This is a genomic window from Streptomyces sp. C10-9-1 (genome assembly GCF_024497955.1).
GTDB lineage: Bacteria > Actinomycetota > Actinomycetes > Streptomycetales > Streptomycetaceae > Streptomyces > Streptomyces sanyensis.
Genome location: NZ_JANHKP010000012.1, coordinates 109,776 through 128,755, shown reverse-complemented (window position 1 = coordinate 128,755; position 18,980 = coordinate 109,776). Strand labels below are relative to the sequence as shown.

Sequence of the window (18,980 nt, the reverse complement as noted above, 5' to 3'; positions counted from 1 at the left end):
GTGCCCCTCCTACTCGTCGACGTGCCCGTGCTCGTGCTCCTGCCGCCGGGGGCCGGGGGCCCCGTGGTCCGTGCGCCGCCGCCCCGGGTGCGGCCCACCGGACGGGCCGGGGGCCGGGGCCCCGTCCGCGCCCTCGTTCAGATGGACGCGCGGAACCCGCGTCCCGATGCGCGTGACGATCTCGTAGGCGATCGTCCCCGCGGCACGGGCCCAGTCCTCGGCCGTCGGCTCACCGCGGTCGCCGGGGCCGAAGAGCAGCACCTCGCTGCCCTCCGGAACCGTCCGGCCGCCCAGGTCGACGACGAACTGGTCCATGGCCACCCGCCCGGCGACCCGGTGGCGCTCTCCGCCGATCAGGACCGGCCCGGTCCCCGAGGCGTGCCGCGGGATGCCGTCCGCGTACCCGAGCGGCACCAGGGCCAGGGTCGTCTCGCCCGGGGTGACGTAGTGGTGCCCGTAGCTCACGCCGTGGCCCGCCGGGACGTGCTTCAGCAGGGCCACCGAGGCGGACAGGGTCATCACCGGGCGCAGTCCGAACTCCTCGGAGGTCCCGAGTTCGGGCGCGGGTGAGATGCCGTACAGGGCGATGCCCGTGCGCACCAGGTCGAAGTGCGTCTCGGGGAGGGTCAGCGTGGCGGGCGAGTTGGCGAGGTGCCGCACCTCGGGGTCGATGCCGGCCTTCTCCGCGTGGTCCAGCAGGTCCCGGAAGACGTGCAGCTGGGCAGCGGTCGAGGGGTGGCCCGGCTCGTCGGCGCAGGCGAGGTGGGACCACAGGCCGGTGACCCGTACCAGGCCCTCCTCCTCGGCGCCGCGCGCCGCGGCCACCAGGGCGGGCCAGTCGGCGGGCGGGCAGCCGTTGCGGCCGAGGCCCGTGTCGGCCTTGAGCTGGACGCGCGCGGGGCGGCCGACCGCGCGGGCGGCGTCCACCACCTCGCGCAGGGCCCACAGCCCGCTCACGGACATGTCCAGGTCGGCCTCGATGCCCTCGCGCCACGGGTCGCCCGGGGTCCACAGCCAGCACAGGATCCGTCCGCCGACGCCCGCGGCGCGCAGGGCCAGCGCCTCGTGCGGGGTGGCGGTGCCGATCCAGGTGGCACCGGCGGACTGCGCGGCCAGGGCACAGGGCACCGCGCCGTGGCCGTACGCGTCCGATTTGACCACGGCCATCAGCGCGGCGCGCGGGGCGCGGGCGCGCAGCGCGCGGACGTTGGCGCGCAGGGCGGCGAGATCGATCTCCGCCCGGGCTCGCGGCTGTGCGGGGCTGTGCGGTGTCTGGCTCATCCCGCCCAGTCTCTCAGAGGCGTCCGCGGCGGTCCGTACCCCCGGTGGTCTACCGCGTCACGTGCCCGTGGCCCGTGCCGGCCTCGCTCCGGGACGGGGCCGTGCCAACGGAGCCCCGGAAGAGCCGGGTTCAGGGGCGGCCCGGCTCCGGCGGCCGCGCGCCGCGCGGATCGCGCACCCCGTGCCACGCGGCCGGGAGCGCCGCGGCCACCTCCTCGGCGGTCAGCGGCACCCCCCGGGCGGAGGCCAGCCGGGCGGCGAGACCGTGCAGGTAGGCGGCCGCGGAGCCGGCGTCCCGGGCGCCGAGACCGGCGGCGAGCAGGGAGCCCGCGAGCCCGGAGAGCACGTCGCCGCTGCCCGCGGTCGCCAGCCAGGGCGTGCCCATGGGGTTGACGCGGACCGGGGAGCGTCCGCCGTCGGGAGCGGCCACCAGGGTGGTGGATCCCTTGAGCAGCACCGTCGCGCCGTAGCGGGCGGCCAGCTCCCGGGCGGCCGCGAGGCGGCCGGCCTCGACCTCCTCGCGGGCGCAGCCGAGCAGCGCGGCGGCCTCGCCGGCGTGCGGGGTGAGCAGCGTGGGGGCGGTGCGCTCGCGGACCTCGGAGACCTCCAGCAGCCGCAGGCCGTCCGCGTCGACCAGCACGGGGACGTCGGAGGCCAGCACCTCGTACACGGCCTCGCGCATCTCGCCGATGCCGGGGCCGACGACCCAGGACTGGACCCGGCCCGCCTCGCTCGGCCGCCCCGTGCTGACCAGGCATTCGGGGAAGCGGGCGATCACGGCCGCGGCACCGGGGCCCACGTAGCGGACCGCTCCGGCCCCGCCGCGCAGGGCGCCCGCCACGGCGAGCACGGCCGCGCCCGGGTACCGGGCCGAGCCGGCCACCACGCCGACCACGCCGCGGCGGTACTTGTCGCTCTCGGCGGCGGGCAGCGGCAGCATCCGGGCGACGTCGGCGTGCTGGAGTGCCTCCAGCACGGGCACGGACGGCAGCTCGTCCCCCAGGCCGATGTCCACCAGGTGCACGGCGCCCGCGTACTCCCGGGCCGGGTCGACCAGGAGTGCGGGCTTGTGGGTGCCGAAGGTGACCGTCAGGTCGGCCCGGAGCGCCTCGCCCGGCACCTCGCCCGTGTCGGCCTCGACGCCGCTCGGCAGGTCGACGGCCACGACCACCGCGCCGGAGCCCCGGGCGGCGCGGGCGAGGGGCACGGCGTCCGGGCGCAGGCCGCCGTGCCCGCCGATGCCGGTGATGCCGTCCACCACCAGGTCGGCCCCGGCGAGGGCGTCGAAGGGGTCCTCGGCGACCGCTCCCCCGGCCTTCAGCAGGGCCGCGAGCCCGGCCGGGTGGGTGCGGCCGGGGGCGAGCGGTACCGCGGTCACACCGGCGCCGCGGCGGGCCAGCCGGGCTCCGGCGAACAGGGCGTCGCCGCCGTTCGCGCCGCTGCCCACGAGGAGCACGACGCGTGCCCCGTAGACCCGGCCCAGCACCCTGGCACAGGCGGCGGCCAGCCCGGCCGCGGCGCGCTGCATCAGCGCGCCCTCGGGCAGCCGGGCCATGAGCTGCGCCTCGGCGTGGCGGACGGCTTCGACGGTGTACGCGCTACGCATGCCCCCGAGTCTGCCGCACCGGGGTGGCCGCCGCGTGCCGGGCGGGGCGGCAAGTCGGCCGGGGAAGGGCCGGGTTGGGGCCGGGCCCGCCGCCCGGGCCGCTCCGGGCGGCCCGGGAGCGGCGCGGTCAGCCCTCGGCCACGACCACCGCGGAGGCCACGCCCGCGTCGTGGCTCAGCGACAGGTGCCAGCTGCGCACACCCAGCTCGGCCGCGCGCGCGGCCACCGTGCCGCGTACCCGCAGCCGGGGGCGCCCCGAGTCCTCCACGTAGACCTCCGCGTCGGTCCAGAGCAGTCCCGCGGGCGCGCCGAGGGCCTTGGCCAGGGCCTCCTTCGCGGCGAACCGGGCCGCCAGGGACGCGTAGCCCCGGCGCTCCCCGCTCGGCAGCAGCAACTCGTGCTCCACGAACAGGCGCCCGGCCATGCCGGGCGTCCGCTCCATCGACGCGGCGAAGCGGTCGATCTCCGCCACGTCGATCCCCACCCCGATGATCATCTTCCGGACCCTCCCGCCCCTCCCGCGCGCTCGGCGCTCATTCCACCGTCACCGACTTGGCCAGGTTCCTCGGCTGGTCCACCTCGTTGCCGCGGGCCGTGGCGAGTTCGCAGGCGAAGACCTGGAGCGGCACGGCGGCCACCATCGGCTGCAGCAGCGTCGGCGTGGCCGGGATCCGCACCAGGTGGTCCGCATAGGGCACGACCGCCTCGTCGCCCTCCTCCGCGATCACGATGGTGCGGGCCCCCCGGGCCCGGATCTCCTGGATGTTGGAGACGATCTTGCCGTGCAGCACGGAGCGCCCCCGCGGCGAGGGCACGACCACCACCACCGGCAGGTCCTCCTCGATCAGGGCGATCGGCCCGTGCTTGAGCTCCCCCGCGGCGAAGCCCTCGGCGTGCATGTAGGCGAGTTCCTTGAGCTTCAGCGCGCCCTCCAGGGCGACCGGGTAGCCCACATGGCGGCCCAGGAACAGGACGGTGTCCTTGCCGGCCAGCGAACGGGCCAGCTCGCGCACCGGCTCCATGGTCGCGAGGACCCGCTCCACCTGACCGGCGATCTGCGCGAGGTCCCGCACAACGGCCCGGATCTCGTCCCCCCACTGGGTGCCGCGCACCTGGCCGAGGTAGAGGGCGAGCAGGTAGCAGGCCGCCACCTGCGTGAGGAAGGCCTTGGTGGAGGCGACGGCGACCTCCGGTCCGGCGTGGGTGTAGAGCACCGCGTCGGACTCCCGCGGGATGGTCGACCCGTTGGTGTTGCAGATGGCGAGCACCCTGGCCCCCTGCTCACGGGCGTGGCGCAGCGCCATCAGGGTGTCCATGGTCTCGCCGGACTGGGAGACGGCGACCACCAGCGTGCGCTGGTCGAGGATCGGGTCCCGGTAGCGGAACTCGCTGGCCAGCTCGACCTCGCAGGGCACCCGGGTCCAGTGCTCGATGGCGTACTTGGCGATCAGCCCGGCGTGGAAGGCCGTCCCGCACGCCACGATGACGACCTTGGTCGCCTCGCGCAGTTCGGCGGCGGGGATGCGGATCTCGTCGAGGGTCAGTTCGCCCGACGCGCCGATGCGGCCGAGGAGGGTGTCGGCGACGGCCTTCGGCTGCTCGGCGATCTCCTTGAGCATGAAGTAGTCGTAGCCGCCCTTCTCGGCGGCGGAGGCGTCCCAGTCCACGTGGTAGGAGCGGACGTCCGCCGGCAGCCCGTCGAAGCCGGTGACCGTCACCCCCTCGCGCCGCAGTTCGACCACCTGGTCCTGCCCGAGCTCGATCGCGGAGCGGGTGTGGGCGATGAACGCGGCCACGTCCGAGGCCAGGAAGTACTCGTCCTCGCCGACGCCCACGACCAGCGGGGAGTTGCGCCGTGCGCCGACCACCACGCCGGGTTCGTCGGCGTGCACGGCGACCAGGGTGAAGGCGCCCCGGAGCCGCCGGCACACCAGCCGCATGGACTCGGCCAGGTCCGCCGAGGAGGAGAACTCCTCGGCGAGCAGATGCGCCACCACCTCGGTGTCCGTCTCCGAGGAGAGGTCGTGGCCCCGCTCGGCCAGCTCGGCGCGGAGCGCGGCGAAGTTCTCGATGATGCCGTTGTGGACCACGGCCACCCGGCCCGCGTTGTCCAGATGGGGGTGGGCGTTGGCATCGGTGGGGCCGCCGTGCGTGGCCCAGCGGGTGTGGCCGATGCCGGTGGAGCCGCTGGGCAGGGGCCGCTCGCCCAGCTCCTTCTCCAGGTTGACGAGCTTGCCCGCCTTCCTGGCCGCGGCGAGCCCTCCGTCGGCGAGCACCGCGACCCCGGCCGAGTCGTAGCCGCGGTACTCCAGCCGCTTCAGCCCGGCGATGACCACTTCCAGCGCCGACTGCCCGCCGACGTAACCCACGATTCCGCACATGTCGGCAGCCTAAGGGCTGTCCCGCGGTACCCGGTGGATCAGCGGGCGGCGTCGGATGCGGTGCACCGCACGGCGGAGGGACGGCGCCGTGCGCTGCGCACGCGGGTGGTGCGGCAGCGCGGAGGGCACCGCAGCCGTCGTCGCACGCCCGCCGGTGCACCTGCGCGGCCCCGCAGCCGCTCGCACCGCCGGGCACGGCGTGTGCCGGGCCGGCGCGGGACTCCCGTGCGCCGGGCCGCGCTCCGGCGGCGGACCGGCGGGGGTGCGGGCCGGCCGGATCCGGGGTGTGCTGGAGACCGGGGCCGGCACGGCACCGCCGACCACGGCACGCCCCGCCCCGTCCGGGGGCGCACGGTCCCATGGCACGCACCCCCAGGAGGCGCGGTGAAGCCCCAGCCCATGACGCCGACCCGGCAGGTCCGGCTCTCCGCCGGGGAGCGGGCCGCCCGCGGCCGCGCGGCGCGTACCCGCGCCCCCCGCTCGGCCCACAGCGAGTTCGCCCCCTCCCGCCACCGGGCCGACCCCGTGGACGTGATCGAGAAGCAGTCGGCGCGGCGCGTGCGGGAGCTGGTGCCGCTCCGCTACGGGCGGATGTCCGAGTCCCCGTTCCGCTTCTACCGGGGCGCCGCGGCCGTGATGGCGGGCGACCTCGCCACCACAGCCGACACCGGCCTGCGCACACAGCTCTGCGGCGACGCCCACATGCTCAACTTCCGGCTGCTGGCCTCCGCCGAACGGAACCTGATCTTCGACATCAACGACTTCGACGAGACCCTCCCCGGCCCCTGGGAGTGGGACCTCAAGCGGCTCGCCACCAGCCTGGTGATCGCGGGCAGGGAGAACGGCTTCTCCGACGCCCAGCGGAGCAGGATCGCCCGGGACTGCGTGCGCTCCTACCGCGAGCACATGCACCGCTTCGCGCGGATGCGGCTGATGGACGTCTGGTACGCCAGGTCGGACGCCGCGCAGATCAAGGCCGTCGCGGCCGAGCACCTGCACGCCCGGGGCCGCCGCCGGCTGGACCGCTCGCTCGCCAAGGCCCGCGGCCGCGACAGCCTCCAGGCCTACGGGCGGCTGAGCACCGTGGTCGGCGGGGAGCGGCGGATCGCGGCCGATCCGCCGCTCCTCGTCCCCCTCGCGGACCTGCTGCCCGAGGTGGAGCGCGCCGTGCTGGAGGAGAAGATCACCAGCCTGCTGCTGCGCTACCGCGCGAGCCTGCGCAGCGACCGCCGGCACCTGCTGTCGCAGTTCACCCCGGTGGACATGGCGCGCAAGGTGGTCGGCGTCGGCAGCGTGGGGACGCGCTGCTGGATCGTGCTGCTCCTCGGCCGGGACGACACCGACCCGCTGTTCCTCCAGGCCAAGGAGGCGGACACCTCGGTGCTGGCCCCGCACCTGGGGGACACCGAGTTCGCCACGCAGGGCGAGCGGGTGGTGGCGGGACAGCGGCTGATGCAGTCCGCGGGCGACATCCTGCTGGGCTGGGAGCGCGTCGAGGGCATCGACGGGGCGCAGCGCGACTTCTACCTGAGGCAGCTGCGGGACTGGAAGCTCGTCCCGGACGCCACCCGGATGACGCCCAAGGCGATGCGGCTCTTCGGCGCGCTGTGCGGCGGGACGCTGGCCCGCGCCCACGCCCGGTCGGGCGACCGGATCGCCATCGCCTCGTACCTCGGCGGCAGCGACTCCTTCGACCGCGCGGTGGCAACCTTCGCGGAGCGCTACGCCGACCAGAACGAACGGGACCACCAGGCCCTGCTCGACGCCGTCCGCCGCGGCCGCGTCACGGCCCGGAGGGACTGAGGCCCCCGCGGCGGCCGGGTCCTCGGGCCCGCATCCCGCGTGACCCACCCCACGCCCCACACCCGGTCCCCAGACACGACAATGGGGCGTGTGATCCCTTCGCCGCCACGAAGCGCCCACCGCCGGGCCGAGCCTCCGGCGACCCCCTACGTCGACCTCAGCCGCGCCGAGTGGAGCGCGCTGCGGGAGAAGACGCCGCTGCCGCTGAGCGCGGAGGAGGTCGAGCGGCTGCGCGGCCTCGGCGACGTCATCGACCTGGACGAGGTCCGCGACGTGTACCTGCCGCTCTCCCGGCTGCTGAACCTGTACGTGCAGGCGACCGCCGGGCTGCGCGGGGCGCTCAACACCTTCCTCGGCGACGCGGGCAACGGCCACGGGGCGCAGCGGGGGACGCCCTTCGTCATCGGGGTGGCGGGCTCGGTGGCCGTCGGCAAGTCCACCGTGGCCCGGCTGCTCCAGGCCCTGCTGGCCCGCTGGCCCGAGCACCCGCGGGTGGAGCTGGTGACCACGGACGGCTTCCTGCTGCCGATGCGGGAGCTCAGGGCCCGCGGGCTGATGTCCCGCAAGGGCTTCCCCGAGTCCTACGACCGGCGCGCCCTCACCCGCTTCGTGGCGGACATCAAGGCCGGGAAGGACGAGGTCACCGCCCCCGTCTACTCCCATCTGATCTACGACATCGTGCCCGACGAGCGCCTGACCGTGCGCCGGCCGGACATCCTGATCGTGGAGGGGCTGAACGTGCTCCAGCCGGCGCTGCCGGGCAAGGACGGGCGCACCCGGGTCGGCCTCGCCGACTACTTCGACTTCAGCGTGTACGTCGACGCACGCGCCGAGGACATCGAGACCTGGTACCTGAATCGTTTCCGCAAGCTGCGGGAGACCGCCTTCCAGGACCCCTCGTCCTATTTCCGCAAGTACACCCAGGTCTCGGAGGAGGAGGCGCTGGACTACGCCCGCTCCATGTGGCGCACCGTCAACCGGCCCAACCTGCTGGAGAACGTGGCGCCCACCCGCGGCCGGGCGACGCTGGTGCTGCGCAAGGGCCCCGACCACAAGGTGCAGCGGCTCTCCCTGCGCAAGCTCTGACACCCCGTCAACCCGGCGGTCCGCCGGGCCCCGGGCGCCACGCGGACGGCGAACGTGCGCGCGCCGCACCCCCGGGGCGGCCTACGATCCCCGCGTGCTGCACCTGCGCCTCATCACCCCGGCCGACCGCACCGACGAGGTGGTGGCCCTGCTGGAGCGGACCGTCGGCACGGCCCACCTGGTGGTGCTCGCGGGCGCCGCCCGGGACCCCGAGGGGGACCTGGTGCTGTGCGACGTCGCCCGGGAGGCGGCCGACGGCATCGTCACCGAGCTGCGTGCCCAGGGGATCGACCGGTGCGGGGCGATCAGTCTGCAGGACACCGCGCTGACCCTGTCCCTCCGGGCCGAGGAGGCCGAGCGCGAGGCACCGGGCGACAGCGCCGACGCCGTGGTCTGGGACGAACTGGTCGAGGCCACCCACGAGGAGTCGACGCTCAGCACCACCTACCTGGCGTTCCTCGCGATCGCCACCATGATCGCCGCCTGCGGCGTGGTCCTGGACAACGCGGTGCTGATCGTGGGGGCCATGGCGGTCGGGCCCGAGTTCGGCCCGCTGGCGGGGCTGTGCACGGCGATCGTCCGCCGCGCGCCCGCGCTCGCCGTGCGGTCGCTGCTCACCCTGGTCTCGGGCTTCGCCGCGGCCATCGCACTGACCGTGGCCTTCAGCTTCCTGATGGACGCCCTCGGCCTGTTCAGTGCCGCGCAGGTGGAGGCCCCCCGTCCCAACACCCGCTTCATCTACGACCCCGACCTGTACTCGCTCGTGGTCGCCCTGCTCGCGGGCGTCGCCGGGATACTGTCGCTGACCTCGGCGAAGTCCGGCGCACTGGTCGGCGTCGCCATCTCCGTGACGACCGTCCCGGCGGCGGCGAACACAGCCGTGGCCTTCACGTTCGCCGACTACGCGCAGGCCCGGGGATCGGCCGAGCAGCTGCTGCTGAACCTGCTCGGCATCACGGTGGCGGGGACGGCGACGCTGCTGGTGCAGCGCCTGGTTCGGCGTGGGGGGCGGCGCTCCCGCGGCTGAGCCGCCCGGGCGGGCACCGCCCCGGCGCCCGAGCACCGGGGCAGGCACGGGCCCGCCGCCGCGCACCGCGGGGCCGGTCCGGCCGGCCCCGCGGCGGGTCGGGGCGGATCAGCCCAGCGCGGACTTCACCACGTCGGCCAGCCGCCCGGCGACGGCCTGCGCCTGCTCGATGTCCGCGGCCTCCACCATCACGCGCACCAGCGGCTCCGTGCCCGAGGGCCGCAGCAGCACCCGGCCGGTGGCCCCGAGGTCGCGCTCGGCCTCGGCCACGGCCTGGGACAGCTCGGCGGAGGAGCCCACCCGGGACTTGTCCACGTCCCGCACGTTGACCAGGATCTGCGGCAGGCGCTCCATGACACCCGCCAGCTCCGCCAGGGAGCGGCCCGTCGCCGCGATCCGCGCGGCCAGCATCAGGCCGGTGAGCGTGCCGTCCCCGGTCGTGGCGTGGTCCAGGACGATCACGTGCCCGGACTGCTCGCCGCCGAGGGCGTAGCCGGACTCCTTCATGGCCTCCAGCACATAGCGGTCGCCGACCGCGGTCTGCACCAGCTGCACGCCCTCGCGCTCCATGGCCAGCGTGAAGCCGAGGTTCGACATCACGGTCGCGACGACCGTGTTGCCGCGCAGGGTGCCCGCCTCCTTCATCGCGAGCGCGAGCACGGCGAGGATCTGGTCGCCGTCGACCTCGTTGCCGGCCCCGTCCACCGCCAGGCAGCGGTCGGCGTCCCCGTCGTGGGCGATGCCCAGGTCGGCGCCGTGCTCGACGACGGCGGCCTTGAGCATCTCCAGGTGGGTCGAGCCGCAGCCGTCGTTGATGTTCAGGCCGTCGGGCTCGGCACCGATGGTGACGACCTCCGCACCGGCGCGGGCGAAGGCCTCCGGCGACACCCGGGACGCCGCTCCGTGGGCCTCGTCCAGGACGATCCGGAGCCCGTCGAGGCGGTTCGGCAGCACGCCGATCAGGTGGGCGACGTACTTGTCGAAGCCCTCGTCGTAGTCCCGGACGCGGCCGACGCCCGCACCGGTCGGGCGGTCCCACGGCTCGCCCGTGCTGTGCTGGCGGTAGACCTGCTCGATGCCGTCCTCCAGCTCGTCGGCGAGCTTGTGGCCCCCGCGGGCGAAGAACTTGATCCCGTTGTCGGGCATGGCGTTGTGGCTGGCCGAGAGCATCACGCCGAGGTCGGCCCCCAGCGCGCCGGTGAGGTAGGCCACCGCGGGCGTGGGCAGCACGCCGACGCGCAGCACGTCCACCCCCGCGCTCGCCAGGCCGGCCACGACGGCGGCCTCCAGGAACTCTCCGGACGCGCGGGGGTCCCGGCCCACCACGGCGGTGGGACGGTGGCCGGCGAAGGATCCCGCCTCGGCGAGCACATGCGCCGCCGCCACCGAGAGGCCCATCGCCAGCTCGGCCGTCAGATCGGCGTTCGCCACGCCGCGTACACCGTCGGTCCCGAAGAGTCGTCCCACTGTTGTCCTCCGAAAAGCTGATGACTCGAACCGCTGTTACACGCCCGAGATCGTCGTGCCGATAGACGAACGCCCCGGCAGCACGGAGTGCCGCCGGGGCGTACGAAGAGCCTGCGCGGGATTTAGCGCTTGCTGTACTGCGGGGCCTTGCGGGCCTTCTTCAGACCGGCCTTCTTCCGCTCGACCGCACGGTCGTCGCGGGACAGGAAGCCGGCCTTCTTCAGCGGGCCGCGGTTGTTGTCCACGTCCGCCTCGTTCAGGGCGCGGGCCACACCGAGGCGCAGGGCGCCGGCCTGGCCGGAGACGCCGCCGCCGGCGATGCGGGCGATGACGTCGTAGCGGTCGTCGAGCTCCAGCACCTTGAAGGGCTCGTTGACCTCCTGCTGGTGCACCTTGTTCGGGAAGTAGTCCTCGAGGGTGCGCCCGTTGATCTTCCACTTGCCGCTGCCCGGGACGATCCGGACGCGGGCGATGGCGTTCTTGCGACGGCCCAGGCCGGCGGCCGGCTGCGGGTCGCCGAAGCGGGAGGCCATGGACTCGGTGGTGTACTCGCCCTCGACCGGAACCTCGGTCTCGGTGGTGTACTGCTCGACGTCAACCTCTTCGAGCGGGGTCTCGGCGGTGGTCTCAGCCACGATGCTCCTCAGATTCTCTTCGTCTTAGGGGGTGGCCGGACTTACTGCGCGACCTGGGTGATCTCGAACGGGACAGGCTGCTGCGCAGCGTGCGGGTGGTTCTCGCCCGCGTAGACCTTCAGCTTCGAGAGCATCTGACGGCCCAGGGAGTTCTTGGGGAGCATGCCCTTGACGGCCTTCTCGACGGCCTTCTCGGGGCTCTTCTCCAGCAGCTCGTCGTAGCGGACGGAGCGCAGACCACCCGGGTAGCCGGAGTGGCGGTACGCCATCTTCTGGGTCCGCTTGTTGCCGGACAGGTGCACCTTGTCGGCGTTGATGATGATGACGAAGTCACCAGCGTCAACGTGCGGCGCGTAGATCGGCTTGTGCTTGCCCCGGAGAAGGGTCGCGGCGGTGGTGGCCAGACGGCCCAGGACGATGTCCTGCGCGTCGATGATGTGCCACTGGCGCGTCACATCGCCGGGCTTGGGGCTGTACGTACGCACGGTCGTAGCCTTCGCTTCTTCAGTGATGGGGATCCTCCGTGGCCCGTGAAGGCACGAAGGACGGGGTCCTGACAAGGCCACCCGGACAACCACGACAGCCGTGACCGCGCATCGGTGACGCAAACCGCGCGCAGGTCGCTGGTGGTCGGCCCGGTGGACCGGCGTAAGGGCCCCTCACGTGAGATAGAGCAAGCCAATACGCATAACGAACCAGAAGAATACCGTCGGCCCCCCGCACGGGTCAAAACGCGCGGGCGCCACGCCTCCCGGACCCGGCCGCAGGGGGCCGGGCCCTCCCCCGCGCCACCGCCCTCAGCGCGTCCGCTCGACCCGGCGCTCGTCCCACACCGGGCCGGACGCCTCCCGGACCCGGCCGTCCGACCCGAAGACCAGATAGCGGTCGAAGGAGCGCGCGAACCAGCGGTCGTGCGTGACGGCGAGCACCGTGCCCTCGTACGCCTCCAGCCCGGTCTGGAGCGCCTCGGCCGACTCCAGGTCGAGGTTGTCGGTCGGCTCGTCCAGCAGCAGCGCGGTGGTGCCCGCGAGCTCCAGCAGCAGGATCTGCAGACGCGCCTGCTGGCCGCCGGACAGCTTCTCGAAGGGGGTGTCCCCCTGCCGCTCCAGCTCGTAGCGGCGCAGCACGGACATCGCCCCGCCCCGGTCCTTGGAGTGCTCCGTCCACAGGATGTCGACCAGGGTGCGGCCGAGCAGCTCCGGATGGGCGTGGGTCTGGGCGAAGTGGCCCGGGACGACCCGCGCGCCGAGCCGCCACTCCCCCGAGTGCGCCACCGGCTCGCCCGCCAGCAGCCGCAGGAAGTGCGACTTCCCCGAGCCGTTGGAGCCGAGGACCGCCACGCGCTCCCCGTAGAAGACCTCCAGCGAGAAGGGCTTCATCAGCCCCGTCAGCTCCAGGTTCTCGCAGGTCAGCGCCCGCACTCCGGTGCGTCCACCGCGCAGCCGCATCCGGATGTCCTGCTCCCGCGGCGGCTCCGGCGGCGGGCCCGCCTCCTCGAACTTCCGCAGCCGGGTCTGCATCGCCCGGTAGCGGGAGGCCATGTCGGGGCTGTTTGCGGCCTGCTGGCGCAGCCGCAGCACCAGGGCCTTCAGCCGCGCGTGCTCCTCGTCCCACCGCCTCCTGAGCTCCTCGAAGCGGGCGAAGCGCTCCCGGCGCGCCTCGGGGAAGGACGCGAAGCCGCCGCCGTGCACCCACACGTCCGAGCCCGCCGGGCCCGGCTCCACCGCCACGATCCGCTCCGCGGCGCGGGAGAGCAGCTCCCGGTCGTGGGAGACGAACAGCACCGTCTTTCGGGTCTCCGCCAGCCGCTCCTCCAGCCAGCGCTTGCCCGGGACGTCCAGGTAGTTGTCCGGCTCGTCCAGCAGCAGGACCTCGTCCGGACCGCGCAGCAGCGCCTCCAGCACCAGCCTCTTCTGCTCGCCGCCGGAGAGCGTGCGCACCAGGCGCCACTGCGCCTTCTCGTAGGGGACGCCCAGGGCGGCCGTGGTGCACATGTCCCACAGCGTCTCGGCCTCGTAGCCGCGCGCCTCCGCCCAGTCGCTGAGCGCCTGGGCGTACGCCATCTGCGCCGCCTCGTCGTCCTCCTCCATGATCCGCAGCTCGGCGGCGTCCACCGCGGCGGCCGCCTCCCGGATCCGCGGCTGGGCGACCGACACCAGCAGGTCCCGGACGGTGCGCTCGTCGCGCACCGACCCCACGAACTGGGGCATCACCCCCAGTCCGCCGCTGACCGTCACCGAGCCGCCGTGCGGCTGGAGTTCCCCCGCGACGATCCTCAGCAGCGTCGTCTTGCCCGCTCCGTTGGCGCCGACGAGCGCCGCGACGGCCCCCTCGCCCACCCGGAACGAGGCGTCGCCCAGCAGCGGGCGCCCGTCCGAAAGGTAGTACTCGACGTGCGCCGCCTCCACATGTCCCATGGGTGCGATTGTGACCGCCGGGGACGGGTACGCCCAACAGGTTTAGGATGCGCGGCATGAGCTTCGGGCAGGGGGGACCCCCGTGGGGGTCCGGAGGACAGCACCAGGACCCGTACGGCCAGGGCGGGTACGGCACCGGCACCGGCGGCTACGGGCAGGGCCCGGACGCCGGTGCGCCGGGCGGGTACGGGGACGGGCGGTACCGCTCCGGCGGCAGCGACCCGGACACCCCCGACTGGGCGGCCCTGGCCGACGCCTCGGCCGCGCGGATGCGCCGCCGGCGCTGGACGATGATCGGCGGCGGTGCCCTGGCCACGGTGCTGATCGCGGGTGCCGTCGCCCTGGCGATCGTCTCCTCCACCGGGGACGGCGGGGCCGTGGCCTCGGGCGGATCCCTGCCCAGTGCGCCGACGCTGCCCGCCGACACCACCGCACCGGAGCCCTCGTTCTCCTCGGTGGCCCCGCTGCCTCCGCCCGACCCCAAGGAGTTCGTCTCCGACCGCGCCAAGGACACCGCGCCGCTGACCGCCGAGTCGCTCTTCCCCGGGCGCAAGCTCACCATGGGCAACGGCGAGCGGGCGTACACCAAGGGCTCCACGGCCCGCACCGGCAGCTGCGCCACCGCCGCCACCGGGGCCCTCGGCGCGGTGCTCGAACGCAACGGCTGCGAGCAGGTCTTCCGCGCCACCTACCGCACGGGCGACCTCGCGGTGACCGTGGGCGTGGCGACCTTCGCGGACGAGAAGACCGCGAAGAAGGTCGTCCAGGAGGCCAAGGGCAGCATCGCCCCGATGCCCGGAGGGGGCGTCCCGGTCTTCTGCAAGGGCGGCCCGGTGTGCCGCAACACCTACAACTCCTACGGCCGCTACGCCTACTTCACCATCACCGGGCACACCTCCGCGACCTCGGTCACCACCCAGGACACGGCGGCCTACCAGGCGGGCGACGACATCGGGGAGTTCGCCTTCCGCCAGATCGTCCGGCGCGGCGAGGCCCAGGCCGCGGCGGCGGCCACCCTTCCGGCGCAGTAGCCGCACCCGGCAGGGCGGCGCGTCCGCCCGGCGGCGGACCCGGTGGACGGGCGCCTCAGCAGCAGCCCGAGGCCCCCGGCAGGGTGCGCCGGTTGCGGGCCTCCCGGTTGCGCGCCGCCAGCAGGTCGTCGGCCGGGTAGCCGACCTCCTCCAGCGTCAGGCCGTGCGGGCGCACCACGTGGACGGCCGAGTCGCGCACCCCGGCCGCCAGCACCTTCGCGGGCCAGTCGGCCGGGCGGTGCCCGTCGCCGACGAACAGCAGCGCGCCCACCAGGGAGCGGACCATGTTGTGGCAGAAGGCGTCGGCCTTCACGGTCGCCGTCAGCACACCGGAGGCGTCCCGCTCCCAGGACAGCCGCTGGAGGGTGCGGATGGTCGTGGCACCCTCGCGCCGCTTGCAGTAGGCGGCGAAGTCGTGCTCACCGAGCAGCCCGGCCGCCGCCTCGTTCATCGCGTCCACGTCCAACGGCCAGTCGTGCCACAGGACATGGCCCCGCAGCAGCGGGTCCACCCCGCCGGGGTGGTCGGTGACCCGGTAGGCGTACCGGCGCCAGACGGCGGAGAAGCGGGCGTTGAAGCCAGCGGGCGCCTCGGCGGCGCGCCAGATCCGCACATCGCGCGGGAGCCTTCCCGCGAGGCGCTTCAGCAGCTTCTCCCGGTGCTCGGCCCACACCGCGGCGGGCAGGTCCACGTGCGCCACCTGGCCGCGGGCGTGCACGCCCGCGTCGGTGCGCCCGGCGACCGTCAGCTCGTGGGTGGTCCCCGAGCGGGTCACCGTGCGCAGGGCGTCCTCGATCTCGCCCTGCACCGTGCGCTGCCCGCGGGCCTGCTTCGCCCAGCCCGAGAAGGCCGTGCCGTCGTAGGAAAGGTCCAGCCGCACCCGGACGAAGCCGGGCTCCACCTCGTCGCTCACGCGACCATCCTCTCAACTCATGCGGAACGGGCCCGCCCCCTCGAAAGGGGGACGGACCCGCTCGGTGAACCCGGTGCCGGGTTCAGGCGTCCTTGGACTCCTCGGCCGGGGCCTCGGCGGCCTCGTCCGCGGTGGTGTCCTCGGCCTTGGCGGCCTCCGACTCCTTGACCGCACGCTTGGTGGCGGCCTCGGCCTCGGCGACGGTCGCCTTCTTCGCGATCTCACCCTCGACCAGCTCGATCACGGCCATCGGGGCGTTGTCGCCACGACGGTTGCCGATCTTCGTGATGCGGGTGTAGCCGCCCGGACGCTCGGCGTAGCGCGGAGCGATCTCGGTGAACAGGGTGTGCACGACGCCCTTGTCCGTGATGGTCTGCAGCACCAGGCGACGGTTGTGGATGTCGCCCTTCTTCGCCTTGGTGATCAGGCGCTCGGCGACCGGACGCAGGCGGCGGGCCTTGGCCTCGGTCGTGGTGATGCGGCCGTGCTCGAACAGCGACTTCGCCAGGTTCGCGAGAAGCAGCTTCTCGTGCGCGGCGCTGCCGCCGAAACGGGCTCCCTTGGTGGGACGCGGCATGGGTTTCTCCTTGTGATCTGCACCGGCCGTACCAGGTACCGGTGTCAGTTACCGGCGGACGGGCGCCCGCCGGAAGTGGGGGCCGGGCCGCTCGGCGGCGGCCCGGCGCAGTCTCAGTACTGCTCGGTCTCGACGAAGCCCGCGTCCGCGTCGTCGTCGGCGCCGAAGGCGTCGGCGGCGGCGGTCGGGTCGAATCCGGGCGGGCTGTCCTTGAGGGCCAGGCCCATGCCGGCCAGCTTCGCCTTGACCTCGTCGATCGACTTCGCACCGAAGTTGCGGATGTCGAGCAGGTCGGCCTCGGAACGCGCCACGAGCTCACCCACGGAGTGGATGCCCTCGCGCTTGAGGCAGTTGTAGGAGCGGACCGTGAGCTCCAGCTCCTCGATCGGCAGCGCCAGGTCGGCGGCGAGGGCGGCGTCCGTCGGGGACGGGCCCATGTCGATGCCCTCGGCGTCGATGTTGAGCTCGCGGGCCAGGCCGAAGAGCTCGACCAGGGTCTTGCCTGCGGACGCCATGGCGTCGCGCGGGCGCATGGCCTGCTTGGTCTCGACGTCGACGATCAGCTTGTCGAAGTCGGTGCGCTGCTCGACACGGGTCGCCTCGACCTTGTAGGTGACCTTGAGCACGGGGCTGTAGATGGAGTCGACCGGGATGCGGCCGATCTCCTGGCCCACCTGCTTGTTCTGCACCGCGGAGACGTAGCCGCGACCGCGCTCGACGGTCAGCTCCATCTCCAGCTTGCCCTTGCCGTTGAGCGTGGCGAGGACCAGGTCGGGGTTGTGGACCTCGACACCGGCCGGCGGGGCGATGTCCGCGGCGGTGACCAGGCCCGGGCCCTGCTTGCGCAGGTACATCACGACCGGCTCGTCGTGCTCCGAGGAGACGACCAGCTGCTTGATGTTGAGGATGAGGTCGGTGACGTCCTCCTTGACCCCCGGCACGGTGGTGAACTCGTGCAGGACGCCGTCGATCCGGATGGAGGTGACGGCGGCACCCGGGATCGAGGAGAGCAGGGTGCGGCGGAGGCTGTTGCCGAGCGTGTAGCCGAAGCCCGGCTCAAGGGGCTCGATGACGAACCGCGAGCGGTACTCGTCGACGACCTCTTCGGTCAGCGAGGGGCGCTGAGCGATCAGCATGGTGTGGATTCCTTCAGTCGTGGACGCCCGCTATTTGACGTCCTCTGATACAGGGTACGGGCGGTACGCCCCGAAGGGGGCGTACCGCCCGCAACACCCTGGTGGAGCAGCCGCGGGGGCTGCCCGCCGGTGCCGTGCGTCAGACGCGGCGGCGCTTGGGCGGACGGCAGCCGTTGTGCGGGGTGGGGGTGACGTCCTGGATCGAGCCCACCTCCAGGCCGGTGGCCTGGAGCGAGCGGATCGCGGTCTCACGGCCGGAGCCGGGACCCTTGACGAAGACGTCGACCTTGCGCATGCCGTGCTCCTGCGCGCGGCGGGCGGCCGACTCGGCGGCCATCTGCGCGGCGAAGGGGGTGGACTTGCGCGAGCCCTTGAAGCCGACGTGGCCGGCGGAGGCCCAGGAGATCACGTTGCCCGAGGGGTCCGTGATCGAGACGATCGTGTTGTTGAACGTGCTCTTGATGTGCGCGTGGCCGTGAGCGACGTTCTTCTTTTCCTTGCGGCGCACCTTCTTGACGGCGCCCTGACGTCCCTTGGGGGGCATCTCTCAAACTCCTACGGGAGGTGGTCGGTCCTCCAGCGAAGACCGCTGGTATCACGGGTGGCGGGAGTTCCCCGCCGGCCCGCGGCGTCCTGCTGAGGACTACTTCTTGCCCGGCTTCTTCTTGCCGGCGATGGCGCGACGCGGGCCCTTGCGGGTACGCGCGTTCGTGCTGGTGCGCTGGCCGTGGACCGGCAGGCCGCGACGGTGCCGCAGACCCTGGTAGCAGCCGATCTCGACCTTGCGGCGGATGTTGGCCTGGATGTCGCGGCGGAGGTCACCTTCGGTCTGGAAGTTGACGTCCACGTACTCGCGGATCTTGACCAGGTCCTCTTCGGCGAGGTCACGAACGCGGACGTTGGGGTCGACACCGGTGGCGGCGAGGGTCTCCTGGGACCGCGTGCGCCCGATGCCGAAGACGTAGGTGAGGGCGACCTCGATGCGCTTGTCGCGCGGAAGGTCAACGCCTTCAAGGCGTGCCATTCATGGCTCCTGATGTAGTCGGAGGTCTTCCGCAGAGCCGTTCCGTGGCCGCCGACCCCGTCACGGGGTGGTACGGACCAGGTCTCCGGCCTCCACCGGAGGTGTCGCCGACCGTGGTCAGGCGGACTCTGCGTATGTACATGGTGTTACGTGCGTCGCGCGAGGATCCGCGAGTCGTGCAGGTGGTCGTGCGTCAGCCCTGGCGCTGCTTGTGGCGCAGGTTGTCGCAGATGACCATGACCCGGCCGTGGCGGCGGATCACCTTGCACTTGTCGCAGATCTTCTTGACGCTCGGCTTGACCTTCATGGGATGTGAGGTTCTCCGGGTCAGTGCCGTCGCCCCGGGGACGGGGCACGGCAAGATCTACTTGTAGCGGTAGACGATCCGCCCACGCGTCAGGTCGTAGGGAGAGAGCTCCACCACGACCCGGTCGTCCGGGAGGATGCGGATGTAGTGCATGCGCATCTTGCCGGAGATGTGCGCGAGGACCTTGTGACCGTTCTGGAGCTCCACCTTGAACATGGCGTTCGGGAGGGACTCGATCACGGTGCCCTCGATCTCGATGGCACCTTGCTTCTTGGCCACGCTATGCCCT

At 73.4% G+C, this 18,980-nt stretch carries 19 protein-coding genes; 4 read left to right on the top strand and 15 right to left on the bottom strand.

Translation table 11 applies throughout. The features are described from left to right. Window positions 1–9: 9 nt before the first annotated feature. The 4 genes from alr to glmS form a co-directional block, all read right to left on the bottom strand. A complete protein-coding gene (gene alr, locus NPS70_RS18835) occupies window positions 10–1,281 on the bottom strand; it encodes an alanine racemase (protein WP_256525467.1) in 1,272 nt (423 codons plus the stop codon). 130 nt (window positions 1,282–1,411) lie between these two features. Then, on the bottom strand, window positions 1,412–2,887 hold the full coding sequence (locus tag NPS70_RS18830; RefSeq protein ID WP_256525466.1) for an NAD(P)H-hydrate dehydratase: 1,476 nt from the start codon (window positions 2,885–2,887) through the stop codon (window positions 1,412–1,414). Window positions 2,888–3,014: 127 nt separating this feature from the next. Beyond that, the gene (locus NPS70_RS18825; RefSeq protein WP_256525465.1) at window positions 3,015–3,383 is read right to left on the bottom strand and encodes a holo-ACP synthase; all 369 of its coding nucleotides are present in this window, start codon (window positions 3,381–3,383) and stop codon (window positions 3,015–3,017) included. Window positions 3,384–3,420: 37 nt separating this feature from the next. Next, on the bottom strand, window positions 3,421–5,268 hold the full coding sequence (gene glmS / locus NPS70_RS18820) for a glutamine--fructose-6-phosphate transaminase (isomerizing) (protein ID WP_256525464.1): 1,848 nt from the start codon (window positions 5,266–5,268) through the stop codon (window positions 3,421–3,423). A 399-nt stretch (window positions 5,269–5,667) separates the two neighbouring features. Here glmS and NPS70_RS18815 point away from each other — a divergent pair, with 399 nt between their 5' ends. The 3 genes from NPS70_RS18815 to NPS70_RS18805 all read left to right on the top strand — a co-directional run bounded on the left by NPS70_RS18815 (window position 5,668) and on the right by NPS70_RS18805 (window position 9,184). Beyond that, entirely contained in the window at window positions 5,668–7,071 is a 1,404-nt protein-coding gene (locus NPS70_RS18815; RefSeq protein ID WP_256525565.1) for a DUF2252 domain-containing protein, read from the top strand. 90 nt (window positions 7,072–7,161) lie between these two features. Next, complete coding sequence (gene coaA / locus NPS70_RS18810) at window positions 7,162–8,157, top strand: type I pantothenate kinase (RefSeq protein WP_256525463.1); 996 nt, start codon at window positions 7,162–7,164, stop codon at window positions 8,155–8,157. A gap of 94 nt (window positions 8,158–8,251) precedes the next feature. Next, a complete protein-coding gene (locus NPS70_RS18805; RefSeq protein ID WP_256525462.1) occupies window positions 8,252–9,184 on the top strand; it encodes a DUF389 domain-containing protein in 933 nt (310 codons plus the stop codon). 108 nt (window positions 9,185–9,292) lie between these two features. Here the strand turns inward: NPS70_RS18805 and glmM are convergent, their stop codons facing one another. The 4 genes from glmM to NPS70_RS18785 form a co-directional block, all read right to left on the bottom strand. Next, the gene (gene glmM / locus NPS70_RS18800) at window positions 9,293–10,651 is read right to left on the bottom strand and encodes a phosphoglucosamine mutase (protein ID WP_256525461.1); all 1,359 of its coding nucleotides are present in this window, start codon (window positions 10,649–10,651) and stop codon (window positions 9,293–9,295) included. Window positions 10,652–10,773: 122 nt separating this feature from the next. Further along, window positions 10,774–11,286, bottom strand: a complete 513-nt coding sequence (gene rpsI / locus NPS70_RS18795; RefSeq protein ID WP_256525460.1) for a 30S ribosomal protein S9 — start codon at window positions 11,284–11,286, stop codon at window positions 10,774–10,776. A gap of 41 nt (window positions 11,287–11,327) precedes the next feature. After that, window positions 11,328–11,771 (bottom strand): 50S ribosomal protein L13, encoded by a 444-nt coding sequence (rplM, locus tag NPS70_RS18790; RefSeq protein WP_256525459.1) that lies wholly within the window; start codon window positions 11,769–11,771, stop codon window positions 11,328–11,330. Between the two features lie 312 nt (window positions 11,772–12,083). Beyond that, on the bottom strand, window positions 12,084–13,703 hold the full coding sequence (locus NPS70_RS18785; RefSeq protein ID WP_256525458.1) for an ABC-F family ATP-binding cassette domain-containing protein: 1,620 nt from the start codon (window positions 13,701–13,703) through the stop codon (window positions 12,084–12,086). A gap of 56 nt (window positions 13,704–13,759) precedes the next feature. Between NPS70_RS18785 and NPS70_RS18780 the strand changes: the two genes are divergently transcribed. Next, window positions 13,760–14,734 carry a hypothetical protein gene (locus tag NPS70_RS18780; RefSeq protein ID WP_256525457.1) on the top strand — a complete coding sequence of 325 codons (975 nt, stop codon included), beginning with the start codon at window positions 13,760–13,762 and terminating at the stop codon, window positions 14,732–14,734. 55 nt (window positions 14,735–14,789) lie between these two features. On the opposite strand, the gene truA is transcribed toward NPS70_RS18780, so the two are convergent. The 7 genes from truA to infA all read right to left on the bottom strand — a co-directional run bounded on the left by truA (window position 14,790) and on the right by infA (window position 18,970). Continuing rightward, window positions 14,790–15,647: a tRNA pseudouridine(38-40) synthase TruA gene (gene truA / locus NPS70_RS18775; RefSeq protein WP_256525456.1), complete on the bottom strand. Its 858-nt coding sequence runs from the start codon at window positions 15,645–15,647 to the stop codon at window positions 14,790–14,792. Window positions 15,648–15,729: 82 nt separating this feature from the next. Next, window positions 15,730–16,224: a 50S ribosomal protein L17 gene (rplQ, locus tag NPS70_RS18770; protein ID WP_256525455.1), complete on the bottom strand. Its 495-nt coding sequence runs from the start codon at window positions 16,222–16,224 to the stop codon at window positions 15,730–15,732. Window positions 16,225–16,337: 113 nt separating this feature from the next. After that, window positions 16,338–17,360: a DNA-directed RNA polymerase subunit alpha gene (locus NPS70_RS18765; RefSeq protein ID WP_003956430.1), complete on the bottom strand. Its 1,023-nt coding sequence runs from the start codon at window positions 17,358–17,360 to the stop codon at window positions 16,338–16,340. A gap of 139 nt (window positions 17,361–17,499) precedes the next feature. After that, on the bottom strand, window positions 17,500–17,904 hold the full coding sequence (rpsK, locus tag NPS70_RS18760) for a 30S ribosomal protein S11 (RefSeq protein WP_017949643.1): 405 nt from the start codon (window positions 17,902–17,904) through the stop codon (window positions 17,500–17,502). 99 nt (window positions 17,905–18,003) lie between these two features. Further along, window positions 18,004–18,384, bottom strand: a complete 381-nt coding sequence (gene rpsM / locus NPS70_RS18755) for a 30S ribosomal protein S13 (protein ID WP_159688557.1) — start codon at window positions 18,382–18,384, stop codon at window positions 18,004–18,006. 193 nt (window positions 18,385–18,577) lie between these two features. Then, the gene (rpmJ, locus tag NPS70_RS18750; RefSeq protein ID WP_003956441.1) at window positions 18,578–18,691 is read right to left on the bottom strand and encodes a 50S ribosomal protein L36; all 114 of its coding nucleotides are present in this window, start codon (window positions 18,689–18,691) and stop codon (window positions 18,578–18,580) included. A 57-nt stretch (window positions 18,692–18,748) separates the two neighbouring features. Continuing rightward, window positions 18,749–18,970, bottom strand: coding sequence for a translation initiation factor IF-1 (infA, locus tag NPS70_RS18745; RefSeq protein WP_003956442.1), 222 nt, complete (start codon window positions 18,968–18,970; stop codon window positions 18,749–18,751). Window positions 18,971–18,980: the final 10 nt, after the last annotated feature.

Excerpts from the sequence above, each read along its gene's own strand:
- alr (WP_256525467.1), bottom strand. The coding sequence starts at position 1,281 with ATGAGCCAGACACCGCACAGCCCCGCACAGCCGCGAGCCCGGGCGGAG.
- NPS70_RS18830 (WP_256525466.1), bottom strand. The coding sequence starts at position 2,887 with ATGCGTAGCGCGTACACCGTCGAAGCCGTCCGCCACGCCGAGGCGCAG.
- NPS70_RS18825 (WP_256525465.1), bottom strand. The coding sequence starts at position 3,383 with ATGATCATCGGGGTGGGGATCGACGTGGCGGAGATCGACCGCTTCGCC.
- glmS (WP_256525464.1), bottom strand. The coding sequence starts at position 5,268 with ATGTGCGGAATCGTGGGTTACGTCGGCGGGCAGTCGGCGCTGGAAGTG.
- NPS70_RS18815 (WP_256525565.1), top strand. The coding sequence starts at position 5,668 with ATGACGCCGACCCGGCAGGTCCGGCTCTCCGCCGGGGAGCGGGCCGCC.
- NPS70_RS18785 (WP_256525458.1), bottom strand. The coding sequence starts at position 13,703 with ATGGGACATGTGGAGGCGGCGCACGTCGAGTACTACCTTTCGGACGGG.
- NPS70_RS18780 (WP_256525457.1), top strand. The coding sequence starts at position 13,760 with ATGAGCTTCGGGCAGGGGGGACCCCCGTGGGGGTCCGGAGGACAGCAC.
- rplQ (WP_256525455.1), bottom strand. The coding sequence starts at position 16,224 with ATGCCGCGTCCCACCAAGGGAGCCCGTTTCGGCGGCAGCGCCGCGCAC.
- NPS70_RS18765 (WP_003956430.1), bottom strand. The coding sequence starts at position 17,360 with ATGCTGATCGCTCAGCGCCCCTCGCTGACCGAAGAGGTCGTCGACGAG.
- rpsK (WP_017949643.1), bottom strand. The coding sequence starts at position 17,904 with ATGCCCCCCAAGGGACGTCAGGGCGCCGTCAAGAAGGTGCGCCGCAAG.
- rpsM (WP_159688557.1), bottom strand. The coding sequence starts at position 18,384 with ATGGCACGCCTTGAAGGCGTTGACCTTCCGCGCGACAAGCGCATCGAG.
- rpmJ (WP_003956441.1), bottom strand. The coding sequence starts at position 18,691 with ATGAAGGTCAAGCCGAGCGTCAAGAAGATCTGCGACAAGTGCAAGGTG.